This is a genomic window from Helicobacter didelphidarum (genome assembly GCF_003364195.1).
Taxonomy (GTDB): Bacteria; Campylobacterota; Campylobacteria; order Campylobacterales; family Helicobacteraceae; genus Helicobacter_A; species Helicobacter_A didelphidarum.
The window spans coordinates 20,779-40,137 of the sequence record NZ_NXLQ01000016.1 but is presented as its reverse complement, the minus strand read 5'-3'; the positions used below and the strand labels follow the sequence as shown (position 1 = coordinate 40,137).

The window sequence follows — 19,359 nt, the reverse complement described above, 5'->3', positions numbered from 1 at the left end:
ATCTACCTTTCTGAAAGTATATTTACAATTTGAGAATCTGCTGCAACAATAATATGCTCTGTATGTGTATCACACGCAGTTAAAGTGGGAATAAACTCGAAATATTCCTGAATGTTTCCTTGTATTATTTGATTTTGTGCAAGATAAAGTCCGGCCATACCATCATATTTTCTCACTTTTGATGGCAAAAGAACAAAAAGATAGCGAAAACTAAAACCAAGACTTAATGCAGTTGCACCAAGAGAACGAAATTTTAAACCTTTTTGCAGTAAAACCTTTGTCCAATCGGCATGGTAACTTGCTTTTTCAAAAATACCACATTCAAGCATTCTTGTTGCATAAGTTTGTTCTGGACGATAAGTAATGATTTTGTTTTCAAACATTTCATGTAAGAAATTCATATCACAGGAAGGCAAATATTGGTGTGTCTCAAGAATCTTTTGGCATGCTTGTTGTATAAAAATCTTTTGAGATTCTTTATTTTCTTTTTCTAAAACTTTCTCATAATCATAAAGCAGACATGAGAAATCAATAGGTTTATAGGAAAGACAAGAATTATGCTTTAAAAAGACTTTATGATGTGTTTTCTGACTTTTTGAAGCATAAAAAGATTCTATATCCTTAAAGGGAACATATAATCCAAGAAAGTTTAAATCAAAAATACAAGGGATTTTTGTAATTTCAAGCAATGAATCATTGAGATATGAAATCTCTCGCGAGATATAATTCACAACACAAGCCTCACGCACTTTTTTATTCTTATCGCATAATGCAAGACTCGCACCATAATAAGGAATATTTGATTTAAAATTACTACTTCCATCAAGCGGATCTAAAATGATTGTTTCGAGTGCATCTTCATTTCCTTGAATGAATCCAGCCTCCTCAGAATCAATATGATATATTGGCGAGAAAAATTTACAAAATATTGCTTCAGTGAGTAAATCAGCTCCGCTACTACAATCTCCACCTGCTCCAATATCAAAGCTTTCGTGCAAAATAATATGTTGTGTGTGTAATATTTGAATAACTTCAAGACTTGCTAATACTGTTCTTATAAAAAAATCATGTCCAATGAATACATGAAGTTTCTCTAAAGGAATGATTTGTTGCATGACAATAAGCCTCTTTAGTTCCCAATATTCTCGTAAAGCTTTTTAATGGTTATTTTGCTTTCTCAATATATTCGCCGGTATCTGTATTAATACGAATGGTTTCTCCCTCTAAAACATGAAAGGGAATCTGCACCACAGCACCTGTCTCTAGCGTAGCAGGTTTTTTACCCGCACTTGAAGTATCACCTTTAAAATTTGGTGGTGTTTCCACGATTTTCAATTCAACAATTTGTGGGACATTAACAGAAATTGCTTTTTCGTTGTGAAAAAGGACACTTACATGCATACTTTCTAGCAACCATTTAATACTTTCGCCCACTTGGTCAGCATTCAGTCCGATTTGTTCATAAGATTCGCTATCCATAAAATAATAAAGGTCTTGTTCATCATAAAGATACTGCATATCTTTTTCAATAATATTTGGCGATTCGCATTTATCACCCGCATGAAAAGTTTTTTCAATTACCTTTCCATCTAAGAAACTTTTAATTTTTACCCTCACAAAGGCAGGACCCTTGCCCGGTTTTACATGTTGGTATTCCATTATCTTGTATGGAATACCATCAATTTCAATTTTCAAGCCTTTTTTGAGATCACCCATTTCTATAGCCATTTTTATACCTTAAAGTTTAAAAAATAATTTCGTATTCTACTCAATTTATCTATAATAATTGCTGAATCTACTCTATTTTTTTAATTTTTTTGTATACCTATATAATGCCTTGATACACAATTTCAAAAATAAAAAATATTATATTTCTATTTAAGTTTAATTTTGCTAAAATTATATTTCTTAATAAACCTGAAAAAATATGTGAGAATCTTAAGACAATAAACTTAAATTCCTAAGGATAAAAATATACGGAATTATAGAATGAATGCTTGATTTTTTAATAATTTTAAGTTATAGTTAAGCTTTGGAATAAAGAAACTCATAACAATATCAAGAATCTCCATAAGGGTCTCCCAAATAACAATGATTATACAGCAAAGAGATTCAACAATGATGAAAGCATACAATTATGAAAAAAGTTAAAGAAAAACTGCATCTTCTCGGAGAATTAGTCGCATTTGAACATACAATTTTTAGTGCTAGTTTTATACTGATTGCTATGATTGTTTCCTCAAATGCTGTGTATAATAGTGGATTTTTTGGATTTCAGACACTTATTTTATGTGCATTTGCATTAACAACAGCAAGAAATTTTGCTATGGCATTTAATCGATTTTGCGATCGTGACATTGATTCCAATAATGAACGCACAAAAAACCGCCCAAGTGTTGATGGTAGGTTGGGGATTGGGACTCTCATCGTTTTTTGTATATGCAATGCGTTGGGTTTTATTCTTGTGAGTTATTTTATCAATGACTTAGCTTTTAAGCTTTCTATTCCTTTTTTGATTATTTTAGGGTTTTATAGTTTTATGAAAAGATTTTCATATCTTGCACATTTGGTGCTTGGTGTGTCGCTTGGTTTAGCTCCTTTAGCTGGAGATATTGCTGTAAGTGGGGCAATCCATATATGGACACTATTTTTGAGTTGTGGTGTATTGTTTTGGGTTGCTGGATTTGATATTCTTTATTCTTTGCAAGATATAGAACACGACAAAGCGAATAACCTCTATTCTATTCCTTCACATTTTGGGGTTGAAAATTCACTACATATAGCACGATTATTTCATATTTTTGCAGTATTTTTTTGGGCATTGTTTTTACGATATAGCACAACTTATTATATTGCGATATTGGGGCTTATAATTGCAGCACTTATGCTTTTTTATGAGCATCGTATTGTTCGCAAAGATTTTAAGAATATTCCAAAAGCATTTTTTACAACAAATGGATATTTAGGTTTTGTATTTTTATTTTTTATTATTTTAGATAGTTTTATGGGGATATAATTATGGAATTTAAAACTCGTTTAATTGATGCTCGTTTGAATATAGAATTTAATGAACTTGATGATGATTTAAATCTTAAAGCAACTCAAGAATATAATTCACTCACGCAACTTCATAGTCATTCAATTGACAAGTGGCTACAATCATTACAAGCAAGAAGTGGAGATTGTAAATGTGGTGGTGGGACAGCAATACTTGGCGAAATGATTGTACATATTTACAAAAAGCTGGAACACATTGAGAATCTTATCACGGGGGAGCAAGTGGAATATGTCCCGCTGCATTTTATCAATCATACAGCGAAATTAGGACATGGTATCATTATTTTGGATTCAAATGACTTAATTATTGAAAAAGTATATTATGTGCGTCTGTTTTTACCAATTTTTCCTATGCGATGTGTGCCATTATTTGCTATTGCTAAAGATACAAATGTATTTCAAATTAATAAAATTTCAGAACGAGATTTAAAAGATTATGACACATTCATTGTTGGTGTAGAGAGAGAAGCACTTAAAGCAAGAAAGATACAAACTTTGTAAATCATAAAATTTTAAGGAAATCTATGGATACAAAATTATTAAACTTAATGAATGTTAGTTATGAAGTTATGAGCGTCGTTATCGCTGGACTTTTTATCCTCATGATTATTATTGTTTTGCTATATATGACAATGAAAGAGAAAGAAAGTGCACGTAAAATTGCACAATTAGAACATTCCATAGAAGATGTTAATAAGGAAATCTATAAGATTCAAAAATGGATTTTAGAATCTGATAAAAAACCTCAAGAAAAACAAATGAGTAATGATACTCTTAAGGCTCTTGCTGATATGAAATCGGACATTCTTTCGTTGCAACATGGCTTACAAAGTGATAGGGATTATTTCGAAGATAAGATTCTTATTTTAGAAGAGAGATTGCGCGGTTTAGGACATTTTAACACACCTTCACAACAAAGAAATGAGAAACAAATCCTTGAGCTTTTTAAAAATGGTTACACAATTGATGCTATCTCAAAAGAGCTTCGTATTACAAAAAGTGAGGTTGAATTTGTATTAAAACTTTCTGAACTCCACAAAGGAGATAGGTTATGAGCTATCAACCACGAGAAATCCCAATGAGTAATAAAATCTTGTATGGCTCTGCCATTCTCTTTGCTTGCATTATTGTATTATCAAATTATTTGGTAGGATTTAGAATCCTTGATACACATATTACTTATGGTGCATTGAGCTATCCTTTTTCATTTCTTATTATGGATATTTTAAGTGAGAAATTTAATCGCAAAGATGTTATGCGTGCATTAAGGATTGGATTGTTGCTTACATTTTTACCTTCGTTATTCATTGCAACAACTCCAACGATTGCAATCGCTAGCGTGAGTGCATTTTTTATTTCACAATTCTTAGATGTCGTTGTATTTTATCGTTTAAAGCAAAAATATCCATCTTTTTGGTGGTTGAGAAATGGTGTAAGTGCAGGGATTGCGCAACTTGTTGATACTTTTATCTTTTTTCATGTCGCATTCTTTTTTACAATGCCTTATTATGATGTATTTATGCTTTTTATTTCAGATTATGGTATCAAACTTCTTGTTAATTTGCTTGATATACCAGTTTTCTACCTTATTGCTATTAAAACTTATAAAAAATTTCAATTCTTTAGTAAATAGGTCATAAAAAATGGAATATTTTGATTTTTTATCTGACATTCACCCTTGTTCGTATTATGAAGATAGGGAAAGTCAATTCCGTTATTTGGGAATTAAAGATTGCACACCTTATTTTTACTCTGGACTTTTGGAGCGAGGTTATAGGCGATTTGGCGAGTATTATTTTGTGCCACAATGTCCAAAATGCAAGTCTTGTGTTACCATTCGTCAATTGGTGCAAGAGTTTCAAATCAGCAATAACATGAAAAAGATTCTGAAAAAAAATGTTGATACTTTTATGCAAATTAGACGCCCACTCACAAATGATGCACGCGTATGTCTCTATGTAAAATACCATACAAAGATGATGAATAAAAAGGGTTGGGGAATGAATCATATTGATATAGAACGATATACAAATTCATTTGTTATGGGTAGTGAATTTTTTGGTTATGAAATGTGTATGTATCGTGATGGAAGATTAATTGGGGTAAGCTATTTTGACATTGTGCAAGATTCTATGAGTGCGAACTATTTTTTTTATGACCATGATTATGAGAGACTTAGTTTGGGAACATTAAATATAATATTATTGCTGAATCTAGCAAAGAAACTGGGATTAAAATATCTTTATCCAGGATATTGGATTAAAAATCATAAATCTATGGGATATAAATATAGATTCCGACCATTTGAGGCTTTGTTAAATGAAGCAGATTTCTTTGATAGGGTGCATTGGAAGAGATATGATTAGAATCTAATTTAATTAAAAAATGGGTTAGGGAATATCGAAATAAAAATAGAAAAATACATCATTTAAGATTATGTATTATAATATAAGTTAATAGAAAGATGTTTAATATCTTATCAACATTTCATTCTCATAATAAGGAAAGCTATGAAAGATAATTTGCCTTCAGCAAAAGAAAAGAATTTAGCAAGAAGTGACATAAGCCCCGTAGTGCAAGATTTACTCACTATCGGGGGGGGGGGGGGGAATTCAGCAAAACCCTACAATTTTTCCTAGAAAGAAGGAATTTTGAGAATCTCAATCTCGAAAAAATTGAAATCGAAGATAATGCAACATTCGATTTTATCCAAATCTTACATATTTGCTACGATAGAGACAAAGACAAAAGCGATATACATTTAGTTGATTTTGAGCAAATCTTAAGTGCCGCCGCCTCAAAAGGTGGAAAATTCGCCTATGTCATTGAGAGTGATAAACATGGAATCTCCCTTTTCTTAGGATTAGAGAAAAGAGATTCTGATAGGGTAGATTCTCAAAATACAAGTGAGCAATTCCTCCAAAACACATTCTTGGGCATTTATTCAGGTTCTGAAGTAAAAACTTCACAAAAGACAAGCTTAAACAATAGCACGACAAAGCAAGGATTGAAAATCACTCCGCGTCTTGAATCTCTCCCGCATAATAAGGCTATGCTTGGTGTCCCCTCACTCAAAAGAGATTCTGATAAAGAATACAAACAAGGCTTAGAAAAGATTATTTTTCCACTGCGAAATGCCTTGAATGCTGATAATAGCAACCAAAAATTTCGAATCATCATTGTAGCAGAGAGCTACCCTCAAGCCATCATACAAGAAATCTTGCAGGGTTATAGAGAGCTTGGCGATGAGGTGCATAAGTTTGTGAAAATCAGTAAAAATGCCCAAAAGAGTAGGGCAGATTCTCAAGGTAAAACTGACACGAAAGGTAGTAGTAAATCCCATAGTGAATCTCATGGAGAAACAGAGAGTGAAAGCTATTCAGAGGGGATAAGTGAGAAAAGCACACTTGGCAAGGCATTGGGAATTGGTGCAGCAGTAGCTGGGGTTGGTGCGGTTGTCGCAGGGAGTTTAAAAGGTGGTTATGTTGGAGGAATAATTGGTGGGGCGTTTGCAGGGGGCATAATGAGTGCTACAAGTAATTTGACAAAAACCAACACTACATCAACAACTACAAGCACAAGCACTTCGCGCACGACTTCAACTTCAGTCTCTACTAACGAAAGCACGGCTATAAGTCAAAGTAGAACAGATACGCACACCGCAGGGATAACGATAGAGGAGCTGAATAAGACAGCTCAATATTGTGAGGAACTCATCGATACCTATATACAGAGATTCCAAAAAGGACTAAATCATGGTATGTGGAATACCGCCCTCTACATTAGTGCGAGTGATTCTTTCACGCTTGATATGCTGGAGCATACGCTAAAGAGTGTGTATAGTGGCGATGAGAGCCATTTTGAAGCATTGCGGTTTAGTCAAGATTTTAAAGATTTTGCACATCATAGCATTTATACAGAAAGGCTACCTATGGTCTATTCTAGCCTTTTGCAACACCCGATTCATAACTCTTTTAGCGGATTAAGCTCGGCATTAAGCACAGAGGAGCTTAGTATCCTTACGGCAATGCCATGTAATGATATAGAGGGTATCAGTGTCTCTCATATCTCTAGTTTTGGGCTGACACAGGCAAAAACCAAAGAGGGCATAATACTTGGCAATGTCTTAAACAAAAAGAAGCCGACACATCAAGATTTTGTGCTGGGTTTAGAATCTCTCAATTCTCATCTCTTCGTCTCTGGTATCACAGGCGGCGGGAAGTCAAATACGATTAAGCATATCCTTACTGCCCTGCAAAGTGAGGAAATCAAGAATCATTTTGGTAAAAAGATTCCATTTCTTGTGATAGAACCTGCAAAGAGTGAGTATAAAGGCTTGATAGAGCATATTCCACATTTACAAATCTTTCGTCCCGGCGCAAGTGATGATATTTTTCGATTTAATCCTTTTGTCTTTGAACATAGCAGGGACAAAAAAGGAAATGCAATCACGCTTACAAAGCATGTCGATATGTTAAAAGTCTCTTTTAGCTCCGCATTTCCTATGTATGGTCCAATGCCCGCTATCTTAGAAGAAGCGATAAGTGAAGTATATAGGGATAGAGGCTGGAGCTTTGAGACAGAGGATAATGTGTCTTTTACTTCCGCAAAAGATTCTGATAAAGAAAGAGAAAGCTTGCTTTTTCCAAATATGATTGACTTGAGCAAAAAGATAGATTCTGTCGTGCAACAAGCAGGATATGCGGGAGAATTAGATAGCAATCTCAAAGCTGCACTAAAGACGAGGATACGCAATCTCACGCTTGGCGTAAAGGGGAAGATTTTTAATTCTCGTCATGCGTTTCACTCTGAAGTTTTGTTTGAAAAACCCACGATAATCGAGCTTTCTCACATCACGAATGATGAGGAAAAATCTTTTCTTATGGGATTATTGCTGAATAAACTCTATCAGTATCGAGAAAGCGAAGGAGATTCTCATAATCAGCTCAAACACCTCACAATCATAGAAGAAGCCCATAGACTTCTGCCAAATATCTCACTTGATAAGAGTAGCGAAGAGGCGAATGCGAGGGGCAAAGCGGTAGAGACCTTTACAAATATCTTAGCTGAAATCCGCTCTTTTGGCGAGGGGATAATAATCGCTGACCAAATCGCCTCAAAGCTCCATAGAGATGTCATCAAAAATACCAATGTGAAGATACTTCATCGCACAATGGACAAAGAAGATAGGGAGCTAGTAGGCAATGCAATCAATCTCAATGAAAAGCAAATCCTTGATATAGCAGAACTCAAAGCAGGTGAAGCCATCGTGCATAATAAAGACATTCATCAAGCCTTTATGGTGAAAATCAAAAGGTTTGAGAATTACCCAAATAAAGCAGATTCTACACTTTCGCAAAAAGCATTAAAAGAGCGAATGCAAAGCAAAATAACAGATTTTATACATAAATTTTTAGAATCTCGCATAGCACAAGACTATGGCTATCAATATGAGTTTCTTTTGGAGCAAAGATTCTATCTGCCCTATGAAAAACGCGAAAGGCTTAATAGCATTGAATCATTCAAAGCACGAAAGGCAGTGCTAGAGCTATTATTATCCGCATTTTTTACGAGTGAGTTACAAAAGAGCTTTGGAGATTTTACCTCGCTTATTTGTGAGGGGAAGCGCAAAGCAGATTCTCCCCCTCTCACAGATGAGGAAAAAAGGCTCAATGTCTATCTCTTCCTTAAAGGTTGGCAAGAACTTCGCTATATCTCAAGTATTACATACTATAAGAATATCGATTGTTATCTCTCTATCTACAAAGAAATGTTGCGACTAATAAATCATCTCAATGAGAATGAAGAAGAAAAGATACAAGATTCTATCGCGAGTATGAAAGAATATTTGCAACATAAAAAGCTAAAAAATGTTACGCAAGCTATGAGGCATTGCAAAACGCATTATGAGCAAAATGGCAAAAGCGATTTCTTTGATTGCTTTTGGATACTCAAAGAATATGCTGCGATAAATGAGGAAATACATGGCTTTATTCATACGAAATACGAGACAAGAGAAGAGCAAGATTACCAATATGAGGTGATTTGGAATAAGTATTTTGCACATACACAGAGTGATTTGCTGTATTACACATTGCAGTTAAGTAAAATATAAGTTTGAAAAAGGAGAAAGTATGAATGGCTTAATAGCAAAAGAAGCATTAGAATCAAAAGTCAAAGAGGCGACACAAGCAAAGTTATCAGAAATCCCAAAGGATTTTGAGAAAGCAGGAGAGATAATCCCCAAAGACTTCGAGAAGTCAAGGGAGAGTATCCCAAAGGATTTTCAGTCTTTAGAATCTGCAAAAGTCTATTCGCCTTTGGATAGGACATTGCGTGAAATGTCTCCATATCAGCCAATGAGAGAATCTGATGCAATGCCGACATTAAGGGACATGCCTCGCAATACGGATTGGAAGCCTGAAATGCCAACACTGCGAGAAATGGCAGATTCTATACGAGAAGCATGGGGGCAAAAAGATTCCGTTGGATTACAGCATGCTTTTACAAATCATGAGGGAAGAGATTTAAGAACTCCTGTAAAAAATGGTAAGTGGAGTGGTGAAGTAGGAAACTCTACTTGGCTACCTGATAAGGAGTATAAACCACAAGTTTTTAATCCTGAAGATAAAACTTGGGGAGAGATACTAGAGAAACATAAAATCAAAGAAATTGAATTTAAAGACGGCGAACCAGACTTTTCTAAAATCTCTGAAGCGAGTGTAGAAGTTGATGATTTTACAGAGAAGAGAAATATCAATTTTGCAAAAGCTGATAAAGAGTTAGCAAAGCAATGGACACAAGAAAGTAAAGATGGTAAAGAATGGAGTGCAGAAGATGTGCGAAACTATCGTAGAGAAAATAACCTTACTTGGCATGAAAGAGGCGATATGAAAACAATGGATTTAGCCTCACGAGAAATACACGATAATACGCCACATAGCGGTGGTATATCTGCAAAAAAACAACAACTATAAGGAGCATAAATGAAAACAATCAACGATAAAGTATTTGGCACAATGCAATATGACTCTTCTTGGGAGAAGCAAGATAACTTGTTATTGTTTAGTAAAACATATTCTATTCAAGTGGTTGCAAGGGCGTATGATGAAGCTCCGATTACAGATACACAAAGAGAAAATTATGCGAACTACAAGGCATTTTTAATGCAAAATGAAGCAGAAATAAAGCAAAAATTGCAAGAATATTGCAAAAAAACTTATGAATTAGAGAATCCAAACTTAGAAGAGATTCTCACTCCGACTACGCTTTATTTTGATAGAGATGATTCGTGGGGTGTGCTTTTTGATACAGATTGTGATATGGAAAATGGACTTGCATTTTTTATTATCAAGGGGAAAATAGAGATTAACATACAAGATATGTTTTTATAATTTTATAAAGGAGCAATAATGCAAAGAAAAATCACAACAAAAGAGTTAAAGATAAAGATAGATGAACTAAGGGCATATTTTGAGAAGTATCCCCCGATGACAAGTGAAGAGAGCAGTGAGAATCCGCTGAACAAACTTCAAGTGATTGAAAGCAAACTGAATAATCAAGAATACAAAATCGCAGTTGTGGCAAATATGAGTGCGGGGAAATCGACTTTTATCAATTCTTTGTTTGGTGAAGAAGTCTTACCGGCGTTCAATCATGCGACAACAGATTGTGCGACATTTATCTATTCCGAGCCAGAGATTGAGCAAAGGGCTATCATCTATTTTGATACTTCAGCAGGGAGAGAGCCGGTAGAAATCACAGAGAATCTAAAGAAAGAGATAAAACTCTACGCACAAAAAGATGAGGAGATACAAGATAGTCGATACCATAATGTAGAGAAAATAGATTTATACTATCCATTTCGCTCTATCCAAAACTCTGCAAATGATGAGGTGGATTCTGATAATATGGAGCATATCAAAATCATCTTTATCGATACTCCGGGACCAAATAGCACAGGAGATGACTACAAAGAGAAACATCAAGACCAAACAAGAAAGGTGCTGAATGAAGCTAATCTCGCTTTATTTCTCTTTGACTATGGGCAGCTTGATGCGAATCTTGAGAGTGATAAGCAAGGGCTATGGCATACTATCAAAGAGCGAAAAGACAAAGATAAAAACTTTGAAGTTTATTTTATAATCAATAAGATAGATATGGCGATGAATGATAACTTTAAGGGGGCTAATGATATAAAAGATAGGGAAGAGTTTGCCCAGTTCAAAAAACAACGTTGGGGCATACATGAGGCAAAAGCGATAGAGAAAATACAAGCCGCAGCCAAAAAACATGGCATAGAGAATCCAGAGATTTATCCTGTGTCATCGTTTTTTCAGCTCCTTGCCCGTGATAAAAATCAAAGTTGGGACGAAAAAGACAAACTTGACCTCTTTAGAAAACAGCATTTTGAGAGACTCGATAAGACAGAAGATGAGTTTATAGACTATCTAGGTATCAGCAAACTCGAAAGTGATATGAATGCCTATATCCAAAAAAGTGTCGGTGATAAAGTCAAAATCACAGCAGAATCTCGTATCGATGAAGTCTATCATAGAGAATCACAAAGACTAGAGGAAAGAGAAGAACTCTTAGGACAACCAAAAGAGGAGGCACAAGAAAATCTCACAAAAGCCCAACATTTCCTCAACAATGAATCTCATACAATGCGAAAAAAAATGGACGGCGAGATTGTTAGAATCGTGCGTCAATACACAGATTCTATACAAGAGATTATAGAAGAGAGAATAGAGCAAAACTTCACAAGAGAAGTGGATACGATAACCAAAAAGGCTATATTTTTTGCACGCATGATGGCTAATGGAGCAAACAATAATGCAGCAAAAAAGGCAACAAAAAAAGCAGATACCACAAATATAGATTTAAGCGAAAAAGAAAAAGTGTCATTAGACTCTTCCACAAATCAAAAGCAATTAGCGCAAAAAGTCAATACGCACATGCAAGGCTATATCGTCGAGCTTATCAATGAGTGCAAGAGAGATTATACCAATGTGCGTTCAGATATAAAGAATCAATATCATCATTTCCAATCGGATTTTGATGAGTGTATGCGAGCTTATCAAGACGAACTAGAAAAAGCATTGAGCAGAACTCTTCATACCAAGACACAGACTTTCAAAGCCCCAGATATAGACTATGCCGACACAGCAGAAATAAAAATCAAGATGCCAGAGAGTGCATTAGCCTATAATTTCCAAGAGGCTCGTTATGAGACATACGAGGTCAGCACATCAAAGTGGTATAATCCATTTAGTTGGGGGAGTTCCAAAAGAGTGCGAGAAAAAGTCGCTGATGCAGAAAGTGAATTTACTATCGATTGTCCAGCATTAAAGAGAAGCATTAATGAGAGCATGAAAGACTTAATCCAATCGTTTGAAAATGATGAGATTAAGGAACATAAGGACACTATAGAGAAGTATAAAGATTCAAGCACCAAGCTCTTTGAGGACTTCGAGGACGCAAAGCGAGAGGAAATACGAGAATTGCGGAATAGTGTGAAGGAGCAAGAAGCAGAATTACAAAAACTCAAATCTCAATGGAGAGATTTGAGAGATTTGACACCACATTTTCATAAGGAGCAATAATATGCCAAATGCAGGATTTATCATAGGTGCGTTAGTCGTAGTAGGTGCAGGAATTGCCGTGTATGCGTTGCGTAATAAGGAGACACAAGATAATGTCAAGCAATCACAACCACGACCACAATATGGCAAAATAGTATCAGATGAGGAAGATTATCGTATAAATAAAGCGGTAATCGAAGAGGCTATTCAAGAGAAAGATTACCAGACGCTAGAAGATATGAAAACCTCACATATTGTTAAAAAGCATTCTGATTTAGTAGAAATGATAGACAAGGCACTAAAAAATAAGCCACACTAGAATCAGTGTTACATTTTTATAGAGAGGTGAATAATGAAAGAACTTGATTTTTTCTCATGGGTTCAAGCATGGGAACAAGATACTTTTAAGCGACAACAAGAATTAGAATCGAAAGTCAAAAAAAAGCAGGGAATAATTACAAGTGTAGATGATGAATTTTTTGATGATTTTCCAGATATGTCATTGCGATTACTGCAGGATTTTATCGCGAGACAATTAGCCCAAAAAGATATTGGCACAACATGGAGTATCTATGCTGAAGGTAATATGCAGAGAGATAAAACACCAAAAATGAAAAAGCAGCTTGAAACAGAAAATTCTACATCTTTTGTGAATAGTGGTATTATAAATATTTTCAAGACTTTGGCACTTGTACCACCAGAGGAACAAGAAAAACAGAGTGAAATTGTGTCAGTATCAGAGAAACAAAAGAGATTGAACAAAGTTTTATCCGCATTTCAGAATCTCAAGCTTGATTCCGCACAAAAGGTTGAGGCGATATTGACTATCTTTGGTATTTTTATTGATAAAAGACAAATAAAAAAGGCAAAATCCCTTCTCTATTCGCCCTACAAAATAGCGATTATAGCGAATATGAGCGCGGGAAAAACGACACTGATTAACTCATGGTTTGGCGAGGAGATTCTCCCTAGTCTTAGTGAGGCGACGAGTGATTGCCCTGTATATATTTTCTCTGATGATGATGGAGATAATAATGGTGCAAGAATAGTCTTTGAAAATGGCAAAGCAATCGCCCTTTCGCAAGAGCAGGTGCGTCAAGAATTGCAACACTATGCGAAAAAAGATTCTCTCAAAAGTGAGGAGCGATACAAAGGGGTTAAGCAGATTTATCTTGATTGGGATTTTGAAATCTTTCAAAACACAGCAGATTCGCATTTAAACTTTATCTTTATCGATACTCCGGGACCAAATAATACCGATGAGTTTGGGACAAGACATAAGCAAATCACGGAGGATATTATCCAAAATGAAGCAAATATGGTGTTTTTCGTGCTTGATTATGGACAGCTTGACGCGAATCTGGAGGGTAAATTATGGAATCTTTTGAAAGAGAGAAAAGAAAAAGACAAGGATTTTGAAGCATTTTTCATCATTAATAAGGTAGACTTGGCTTTGCGCGATAATAGTTCGTTAAGCGAGATTGATAATAGTAGCGTGGAGAATTTTTATAAAAGTTTGAAGGATTTTTGGTTTTATCATGAGGAGAAGGCAAAGCAAAAAGTGGTAGAGGTGGCTAAAAAGAATGGATTTGATAATCCAAAAGTATTTTGCACCTCATCAGAATATAATAAAATGGCAAAAATATTAAAAAATTCACATGCACTTTCATTTGATGATGAAGACAAACTCGAAGCAATTATTAAGAAGTTTAAAAACATCTTTCAAGAGAATTGGGAGGAGGAATTTGCTAACTATATTCAAGATATTTCTTTGAATCACGCGGTTTTGGAACATTTAGGAGAGATTGAGCAAAAGATATTGAATGATTTTCTTACTCTTTTGGCAAAGAGTATATTAGAAAAATATGAATAATCTCTCTTTGAATGCGAAAACTTTCTAAGATTATATTTTTCTTATTTAGAAGTGAGTTGTTTGAGTTGCTCTTGGAGATGAAGAATGCTAGATTTTTGTAAATAAAAGCTATTTTGATTTGCGATGAGATAGGCACTTGATTCCATGATGACTTCATCAATTTGTAGATTATTTTGCTTCATTGTGCTACCTGTTTCGACAATATCTACAATGCCATCAGCAAGATTTACTAAAGGAGCTAATTCAATAGAGCCATAGAGCTTAATTACATCAACAGCGATTGCACGACTTGAAAAGAAATTGCGTGTAATATTTGTCATTTTTGTAGCAATCTTTATACGCGGTTTAAGGTAATTAATCGGCTTTCCGCATTCACTTCCTAGCACAACCTTACATTTTCCGATATGTAGATTCAAAAGTCGCACGATATTTATATCATCTTTTTCTTCTAAAACATCTAAACCTACAACGCCCAAATCTGCTGCACCATAATGCACATAAGTTGGCACATCTTGATTACGCACTAATAAAAAAGTAAAATCACCTGTTTGCAAAATAAGTTTTCTATCATTAAAAATTATTTTTTTTTGGAATATTTGGGCAAATAACGAAAGTGTTTCTTCTGCTATCCTGCCTTTTGGTAACGCAATAGTAAGCATATTTGCTCCTAGTTATGTTGTTTTTCGATTTCTTTAAGCGTTTGTTGCATACCTTTGAATACAAGTGTGTTATCAAAAATACTATTCTCGAAAAATTTAGCAAAAAATTTCCCATCACCGCCTGTGAAATAAAGTTTTTTTGTTTGGGAAGTATGCTTTATCATTAAAAGGATACTTTTGAGAATCCCAAAACTTACCGCTTCTTTTGTATTTTTAGGTGGCATATAAAGATTGACACTCAAATCAAGATTTACATCAAGTGCGTATGAAATTTGACGATAAAAATCTTGATATGAGCTAATACCGGGTAGAATATACCCCCCTAAATGCACATTATTTTCAACAATGTCAATTGTTATTGCACTTCCTGCATCGATAATAATACCATTTGAAATCGCTTTGCAAGCTACTTTTCTATCAATGCCAAGCCCTGTATATGAGGTATTAATATCAACATAGGGTTCAAGATTAATGCACTTTTTATGAGAATCTAAAAGTTTTTTTTCATAGTTTAAATTCACACTAATATAATAAATTGGAATATGTGGCTTTTTCGCAGAGATTTCGTTTGGCTTTTCACGCCAAATCCTCCCTGAATAATAAAAATGCAAGAAAGAATTACCAATATCACATAAAATCACATTTGACATTCTCAAACCTCTCACTTCTCTACTTACATAGTTACTTTGATTTTTGCTGTTTCTTTTCGCGAATTTTTACTTTATAGTCGCGATTAATATCCAAGATTCTTTTATTGATGTATAATATGTTTGGAGTGTAAAAAATAGTAGATTCCTTACTAAACCATCGATCTGTGCCAAATTGTAATTGATACACATCATACTGAAAATCCGACAGATTTAAGTCAATAAAATACCCACCACTATTTTCAAAGGTATAAAGGTGGTTATTTTTGATTAAGATTCCATTCAAATTCGCATAAGGTAATTTGATAGAATGTATGGTTTGTAGTGTTTTGTCAAATTGATAAACAAATCCATTGAGGCTTAGAATATAAATATATTGCCCATCAAAATAAATATCGCGAATCTCTATATCTTTATTGTATGATTCGCCACGCATAAGTATATAAAGCCTCTTTTGTGTTGCAGCTACAAGCTCATCTTTTTCAACTCTTAAATATATAATATTGTTAAGAAATTTATCAGTATTCACAATAATATTTTTTACACTTTTGAATTGTTGCATATCAACGATATGCAATCGTCCATCAAGTGTGGGAAATATCGCAAGTGTATCCATCATAACAGGATTTGCCACAAATGAAGAAATTGCATAAATTGCCTCACCCTTTTCCCTAAAAATGAAGTCTTGTTTCATCAAATCATAGAGAAAAATTGTATTATCACCAAGCACACCAGCAATAAGAAAATCTTTTATACTGGCTGCTACAACACAACCTTGCATGTCAATCTCTTGCACACTTGCTCTATCAAGTTTTATACTATTTGATTGGGAATCTTTTGTTTTAGAATCTTGTGTATTTGCACTTTCTTTTTGCAACGGAATAATGCGTATTGATTTGCAACCATTAGCAATAATCCATTGTGTAGAATCATGGAATAAAAGATTCTCTTTATCTTCTAAGATATTAGGAATAAGTAGTGATTGTGTATTATTTAAAGTGAAATTTTCTCCTTCTTGTCTTGGTTTTGCATACATTATGATACTATTATCTTTTAATTTTGCAGTTTCTCTATTAGTCATAATTATTTTTTTATTGAGTTTCCCGTTAAAGCTGATTTTACCTTTTATAATTTCTGGCTTGAAGTTTTTTTGTGCATCGCAACCAACATTCAATCCTAAAAAAAAGGTTATAAATGCAACAATAGGAAAAAGTTTATTATATTGAATATTCATACATTTCCTCATATTTTCTATATACCATCTATTGTAATTTAGTTAAAGTGAGACTATTCCATAGAATCTTCTTTGGTTTGTAAAACGGACTGCGGAGAATTTTTTGGAGATTGTTGCATATCTGTTGTATTTATTGTTGCGGAATGTGTTTGGATTTTGTTTGTTTGTTGTATTCCGTAGTGTTTTAATTGATTTGCCATTTGATAGATATATTGATTGTTTTCACGCAACGAAATCGAATTAAGAATCTCATGTGCCTTTGCAATATTATTTTGTTGTATGTATAAATAAGCCGCCTGGAATCTTGCTCTATCACGCAAAACATGAGAAACATTGGCATTAAAGTTTTCTAACATATCAAGATTTTGTGTTAATGACGCATATTGATAAGTTGCTAATGCAGCAATCAGTGGGTGTTTAGAATCCATAATTCCTTTTAATATTTCCAAATTTTTTTCTTCTTTCAGTTCTAATCCATTAAGATTCTGTAATTCTACATAACGATAAAAATCATAGAGTTCAGGATTTTGTTCTTGTAATTTTTGCATTTGTGTTGCTCGTTCTTCTTGTGTTAGATTTGTGCGAGCTAATTCATTGGCAATCTTATTTGTTTTTTCTTGTTTATGATGATTAATATATAATATAATTCCTTGATAAAGTGCAAATGCTACTAAAAGCCCAATAATAATAAAAATCCAAATTTTATATTTTCTGTAAAAAGATTCTAATCGAAAGGCATTTACAAGGAGATTTTGATCCTTTGCTAATTTTGCTTTTACTTCATGTAAATCATTTTCTAAAGACATAACAACAACCTTGCAAGATATTTGCTAAATGTGGAATCATAGCAAAAGAATAACAACATGTAATCGCTTGAGGTGCTAAAAACGATAATTTTAGATATTTTTCTTGAGTTGCCTTTGGGAATATTTTTCAATACAATTAAGACTAAAATAAAGCAAAATATCCAATAAATATTATTTTGGTGCAACTTTTTCTAGAATTAAGGTATATTCATTACATGCACCTTGTTTTCCATCTCTGCATTCTTGTGCAAGTTTTTCAAGACGTTTTTCAAGTTTCTTCTCCTGAGATTCATTATAGTTTTGTGAAATGAAATAATATTGACCGTATATTACTATGCCCACAAATGGGATTAAAAATATATCTACACGACGAAAGTTGAATTTTATAAATCTCATATTGTTTCCTTCTAAATTTTATAAATTTTTATAACTTTTATTTTTGAATCTTTGTAGTATTAAGATTCTAAGATTATAGAGAGAAATCCTAAATAACTTTTTGTATTTATTATATGTTGAGATATATTTTATAATTTCTCTCTAAATTACAAAAATTCATGTAAAACATTTGCTTTTTTCATCCATTTCTCTAATTCGTCCCATTTTTCTTCAAGAATAAGTTGCTTTGCCTCTTGGTAGTGAATCTCAAAGTCATTGAGTGCGAATGATAAATATTCACGATTGTGTTTGAAAATATCACGCCAAGTAATAGGGGAGCTATTTGCAATACGTGACATGCTCCTAAATCCTCCACCAACAAGAGCCAATATATTTTCTGGTTTTTCTTGAGCAAGGACGGTATTTGCAAGAGAAAAGCTAAGAATATGTGGTAAATGTGATATATAAGCGATGTGTTTATCATGATTCTTAGAATCCATTTTAATGATTTGCATACCAAGATTTACAAAGATTTCTTTTGCAAATGCAACTTGAAATTCCCCACTTTCCATTGTATCTGTGAGAATGATAATTTTATTTTTAAAAAGATCTTTTTGAGCAGCTTTTGGACCACTATTTTCTGTGCCACTCATAGGATGTGCACCGATATAATTCTTGCGAATTTTAGAATCGATGTTGCTATTGATTTGAGATTTTGCACTTCCTAAATCAATAATGGTTTGACTTGTGCGAAGATTTACAAAACTATTAATGAGCGAAGAAACATAATCAAGCGGAATGGCAATAAAAATTACATCGCATTCAGCAATTTCGTCTATACTCACACACTCATCAACAAGTCCGAGCGAGAGTGCTTGTTGTTGGTGTAGTGATTTTTTATCAAAGCCTAGAATCCTCTTAAACATTTTAATTTCTTTGAGAGCTAAGCCAAGAGAACCCCCAATTAAACCTAAACCAATAATGCCTGCTTGCATATTTTATCCTTATTCTTTGATTTGTTATTGTAGCATAGAAACTTATGAATAAAGTTTGTTTTCTTTCTTTGTGTAAGTTCCCTGTGAGTTTGTGATTTTACAATTTGCCGGATTATACTTACAAAAAAA

The 19,359-nt window shown here is 33.8% G+C and carries 20 protein-coding genes; 12 read left to right on the top strand and 8 right to left on the bottom strand.

All coding sequences use genetic code 11. The features are described from left to right. Positions 1–2: 2 nt before the first annotated feature. Complete coding sequence (locus CQA53_RS07280) at positions 3–1,115, bottom strand: FIG domain-containing protein (protein WP_115543355.1); 1,113 nt, start codon at positions 1,113–1,115, stop codon at positions 3–5. A 49-nt stretch (positions 1,116–1,164) separates the two neighbouring features. Next, complete coding sequence (efp, locus tag CQA53_RS07275) at positions 1,165–1,728, bottom strand: elongation factor P (RefSeq protein ID WP_115543354.1); 564 nt, start codon at positions 1,726–1,728, stop codon at positions 1,165–1,167. A 406-nt stretch (positions 1,729–2,134) separates the two neighbouring features. On the opposite strand from efp, the gene mqnP reads away from it, so the two are divergent. The 12 genes from mqnP to CQA53_RS07220 all read left to right on the top strand — a co-directional run bounded on the left by mqnP (position 2,135) and on the right by CQA53_RS07220 (position 14,514). Beyond that, the gene (gene mqnP / locus CQA53_RS07270; RefSeq protein WP_181882392.1) at positions 2,135–3,016 is read left to right on the top strand and encodes a menaquinone biosynthesis prenyltransferase MqnP; all 882 of its coding nucleotides are present in this window, start codon (positions 2,135–2,137) and stop codon (positions 3,014–3,016) included. A 2-nt stretch (positions 3,017–3,018) separates the two neighbouring features. Beyond that, positions 3,019–3,558 carry a hypothetical protein gene (locus CQA53_RS07265; protein WP_115543352.1) on the top strand — a complete coding sequence of 180 codons (540 nt, stop codon included), beginning with the start codon at positions 3,019–3,021 and terminating at the stop codon, positions 3,556–3,558. Positions 3,559–3,581: 23 nt separating this feature from the next. Beyond that, positions 3,582–4,112 carry a hypothetical protein gene (locus CQA53_RS07260; RefSeq protein WP_245945763.1) on the top strand — a complete coding sequence of 177 codons (531 nt, stop codon included), beginning with the start codon at positions 3,582–3,584 and terminating at the stop codon, positions 4,110–4,112. Beyond that, positions 4,109–4,690: a queuosine precursor transporter gene (locus tag CQA53_RS07255; RefSeq protein WP_115543351.1), complete on the top strand. Its 582-nt coding sequence runs from the start codon at positions 4,109–4,111 to the stop codon at positions 4,688–4,690. The genes CQA53_RS07260 and CQA53_RS07255 overlap by 4 nt, the downstream gene beginning before the upstream one ends. Before the next feature lie 10 nt (positions 4,691–4,700). Continuing rightward, complete coding sequence (locus CQA53_RS07250) at positions 4,701–5,423, top strand: arginyltransferase (protein ID WP_115543350.1); 723 nt, start codon at positions 4,701–4,703, stop codon at positions 5,421–5,423. A 144-nt stretch (positions 5,424–5,567) separates the two neighbouring features. Continuing rightward, complete coding sequence (locus CQA53_RS13580) at positions 5,568–5,696, top strand: hypothetical protein (protein WP_281271177.1); 129 nt, start codon at positions 5,568–5,570, stop codon at positions 5,694–5,696. A 293-nt stretch (positions 5,697–5,989) separates the two neighbouring features. Further along, complete coding sequence (locus CQA53_RS07245; protein WP_115543349.1) at positions 5,990–9,172, top strand: ATP-binding protein; 3,183 nt, start codon at positions 5,990–5,992, stop codon at positions 9,170–9,172. Positions 9,173–9,191: 19 nt separating this feature from the next. Next, positions 9,192–10,034 carry an HNH endonuclease gene (locus CQA53_RS07240; RefSeq protein ID WP_115543348.1) on the top strand — a complete coding sequence of 281 codons (843 nt, stop codon included), beginning with the start codon at positions 9,192–9,194 and terminating at the stop codon, positions 10,032–10,034. A gap of 9 nt (positions 10,035–10,043) precedes the next feature. Beyond that, the gene (locus CQA53_RS07235; protein ID WP_115543347.1) at positions 10,044–10,451 is read left to right on the top strand and encodes a hypothetical protein; all 408 of its coding nucleotides are present in this window, start codon (positions 10,044–10,046) and stop codon (positions 10,449–10,451) included. A gap of 18 nt (positions 10,452–10,469) precedes the next feature. Continuing rightward, positions 10,470–12,662, top strand: coding sequence for a dynamin family protein (locus CQA53_RS07230; protein ID WP_115543346.1), 2,193 nt, complete (start codon positions 10,470–10,472; stop codon positions 12,660–12,662). Between the two features lies 1 nt (position 12,663). Beyond that, complete coding sequence (locus tag CQA53_RS07225) at positions 12,664–12,960, top strand: hypothetical protein (protein WP_115543345.1); 297 nt, start codon at positions 12,664–12,666, stop codon at positions 12,958–12,960. A 33-nt stretch (positions 12,961–12,993) separates the two neighbouring features. Next, positions 12,994–14,514 (top strand): dynamin family protein, encoded by a 1,521-nt coding sequence (locus CQA53_RS07220; protein WP_115543344.1) that lies wholly within the window; start codon positions 12,994–12,996, stop codon positions 14,512–14,514. Between the two features lie 41 nt (positions 14,515–14,555). On the opposite strand, the gene hisG is transcribed toward CQA53_RS07220, so the two are convergent. The 6 genes from hisG to CQA53_RS07190 all read right to left on the bottom strand — a co-directional run bounded on the left by hisG (position 14,556) and on the right by CQA53_RS07190 (position 19,230). Further along, positions 14,556–15,173 carry an ATP phosphoribosyltransferase gene (hisG, locus tag CQA53_RS07215; RefSeq protein ID WP_115543343.1) on the bottom strand — a complete coding sequence of 206 codons (618 nt, stop codon included), beginning with the start codon at positions 15,171–15,173 and terminating at the stop codon, positions 14,556–14,558. Between the two features lie 8 nt (positions 15,174–15,181). Beyond that, positions 15,182–15,823 carry a type III pantothenate kinase gene (locus tag CQA53_RS07210; protein WP_115543342.1) on the bottom strand — a complete coding sequence of 214 codons (642 nt, stop codon included), beginning with the start codon at positions 15,821–15,823 and terminating at the stop codon, positions 15,182–15,184. A 31-nt stretch (positions 15,824–15,854) separates the two neighbouring features. Further along, on the bottom strand, positions 15,855–17,054 hold the full coding sequence (locus CQA53_RS07205; protein ID WP_115543341.1) for a plasminogen-binding protein pgbB: 1,200 nt from the start codon (positions 17,052–17,054) through the stop codon (positions 15,855–15,857). A 53-nt stretch (positions 17,055–17,107) separates the two neighbouring features. Next, positions 17,108–17,860: a hypothetical protein gene (locus tag CQA53_RS07200; RefSeq protein ID WP_181882389.1), complete on the bottom strand. Its 753-nt coding sequence runs from the start codon at positions 17,858–17,860 to the stop codon at positions 17,108–17,110. Positions 17,861–18,031: 171 nt separating this feature from the next. Beyond that, positions 18,032–18,256 (bottom strand): hypothetical protein, encoded by a 225-nt coding sequence (locus CQA53_RS07195; RefSeq protein WP_115543340.1) that lies wholly within the window; start codon positions 18,254–18,256, stop codon positions 18,032–18,034. 146 nt (positions 18,257–18,402) lie between these two features. Then, positions 18,403–19,230 carry a prephenate dehydrogenase gene (locus CQA53_RS07190; protein ID WP_115543339.1) on the bottom strand — a complete coding sequence of 276 codons (828 nt, stop codon included), beginning with the start codon at positions 19,228–19,230 and terminating at the stop codon, positions 18,403–18,405. Between the last annotated feature and the right edge of the window lie 129 nt (positions 19,231–19,359).

Bases quoted from the DNA above. Each gene is read 5' to 3' on its own strand.
- CQA53_RS07280 (WP_115543355.1), bottom strand. From the start codon at position 1,115: ATGCAACAAATCATTCCTTTAGAGAAACTTCATGTATTCATTGGACAT.
- efp (WP_115543354.1), bottom strand. From the start codon at position 1,728: ATGGCTATAGAAATGGGTGATCTCAAAAAAGGCTTGAAAATTGAAATT.
- CQA53_RS07265 (WP_115543352.1), top strand. From the start codon at position 3,019: ATGGAATTTAAAACTCGTTTAATTGATGCTCGTTTGAATATAGAATTT.
- CQA53_RS07260 (WP_245945763.1), top strand. From the start codon at position 3,582: ATGGATACAAAATTATTAAACTTAATGAATGTTAGTTATGAAGTTATG.
- CQA53_RS07255 (WP_115543351.1), top strand. From the start codon at position 4,109: ATGAGCTATCAACCACGAGAAATCCCAATGAGTAATAAAATCTTGTAT.
- CQA53_RS07250 (WP_115543350.1), top strand. From the start codon at position 4,701: ATGGAATATTTTGATTTTTTATCTGACATTCACCCTTGTTCGTATTAT.
- CQA53_RS13580 (WP_281271177.1), top strand. From the start codon at position 5,568: ATGAAAGATAATTTGCCTTCAGCAAAAGAAAAGAATTTAGCAAGAAGT.
- CQA53_RS07240 (WP_115543348.1), top strand. From the start codon at position 9,192: ATGAATGGCTTAATAGCAAAAGAAGCATTAGAATCAAAAGTCAAAGAG.
- CQA53_RS07235 (WP_115543347.1), top strand. From the start codon at position 10,044: ATGAAAACAATCAACGATAAAGTATTTGGCACAATGCAATATGACTCT.
- CQA53_RS07230 (WP_115543346.1), top strand. From the start codon at position 10,470: ATGCAAAGAAAAATCACAACAAAAGAGTTAAAGATAAAGATAGATGAA.
- CQA53_RS07225 (WP_115543345.1), top strand. From the start codon at position 12,664: ATGCCAAATGCAGGATTTATCATAGGTGCGTTAGTCGTAGTAGGTGCA.
- CQA53_RS07220 (WP_115543344.1), top strand. From the start codon at position 12,994: ATGAAAGAACTTGATTTTTTCTCATGGGTTCAAGCATGGGAACAAGAT.
- hisG (WP_115543343.1), bottom strand. From the start codon at position 15,173: ATGCTTACTATTGCGTTACCAAAAGGCAGGATAGCAGAAGAAACACTT.
- CQA53_RS07210 (WP_115543342.1), bottom strand. From the start codon at position 15,823: ATGTCAAATGTGATTTTATGTGATATTGGTAATTCTTTCTTGCATTTT.
- CQA53_RS07205 (WP_115543341.1), bottom strand. From the start codon at position 17,054: ATGAATATTCAATATAATAAACTTTTTCCTATTGTTGCATTTATAACC.
- CQA53_RS07200 (WP_181882389.1), bottom strand. From the start codon at position 17,860: ATGTCTTTAGAAAATGATTTACATGAAGTAAAAGCAAAATTAGCAAAG.
- CQA53_RS07195 (WP_115543340.1), bottom strand. From the start codon at position 18,256: ATGAGATTTATAAAATTCAACTTTCGTCGTGTAGATATATTTTTAATC.
- CQA53_RS07190 (WP_115543339.1), bottom strand. From the start codon at position 19,230: ATGCAAGCAGGCATTATTGGTTTAGGTTTAATTGGGGGTTCTCTTGGC.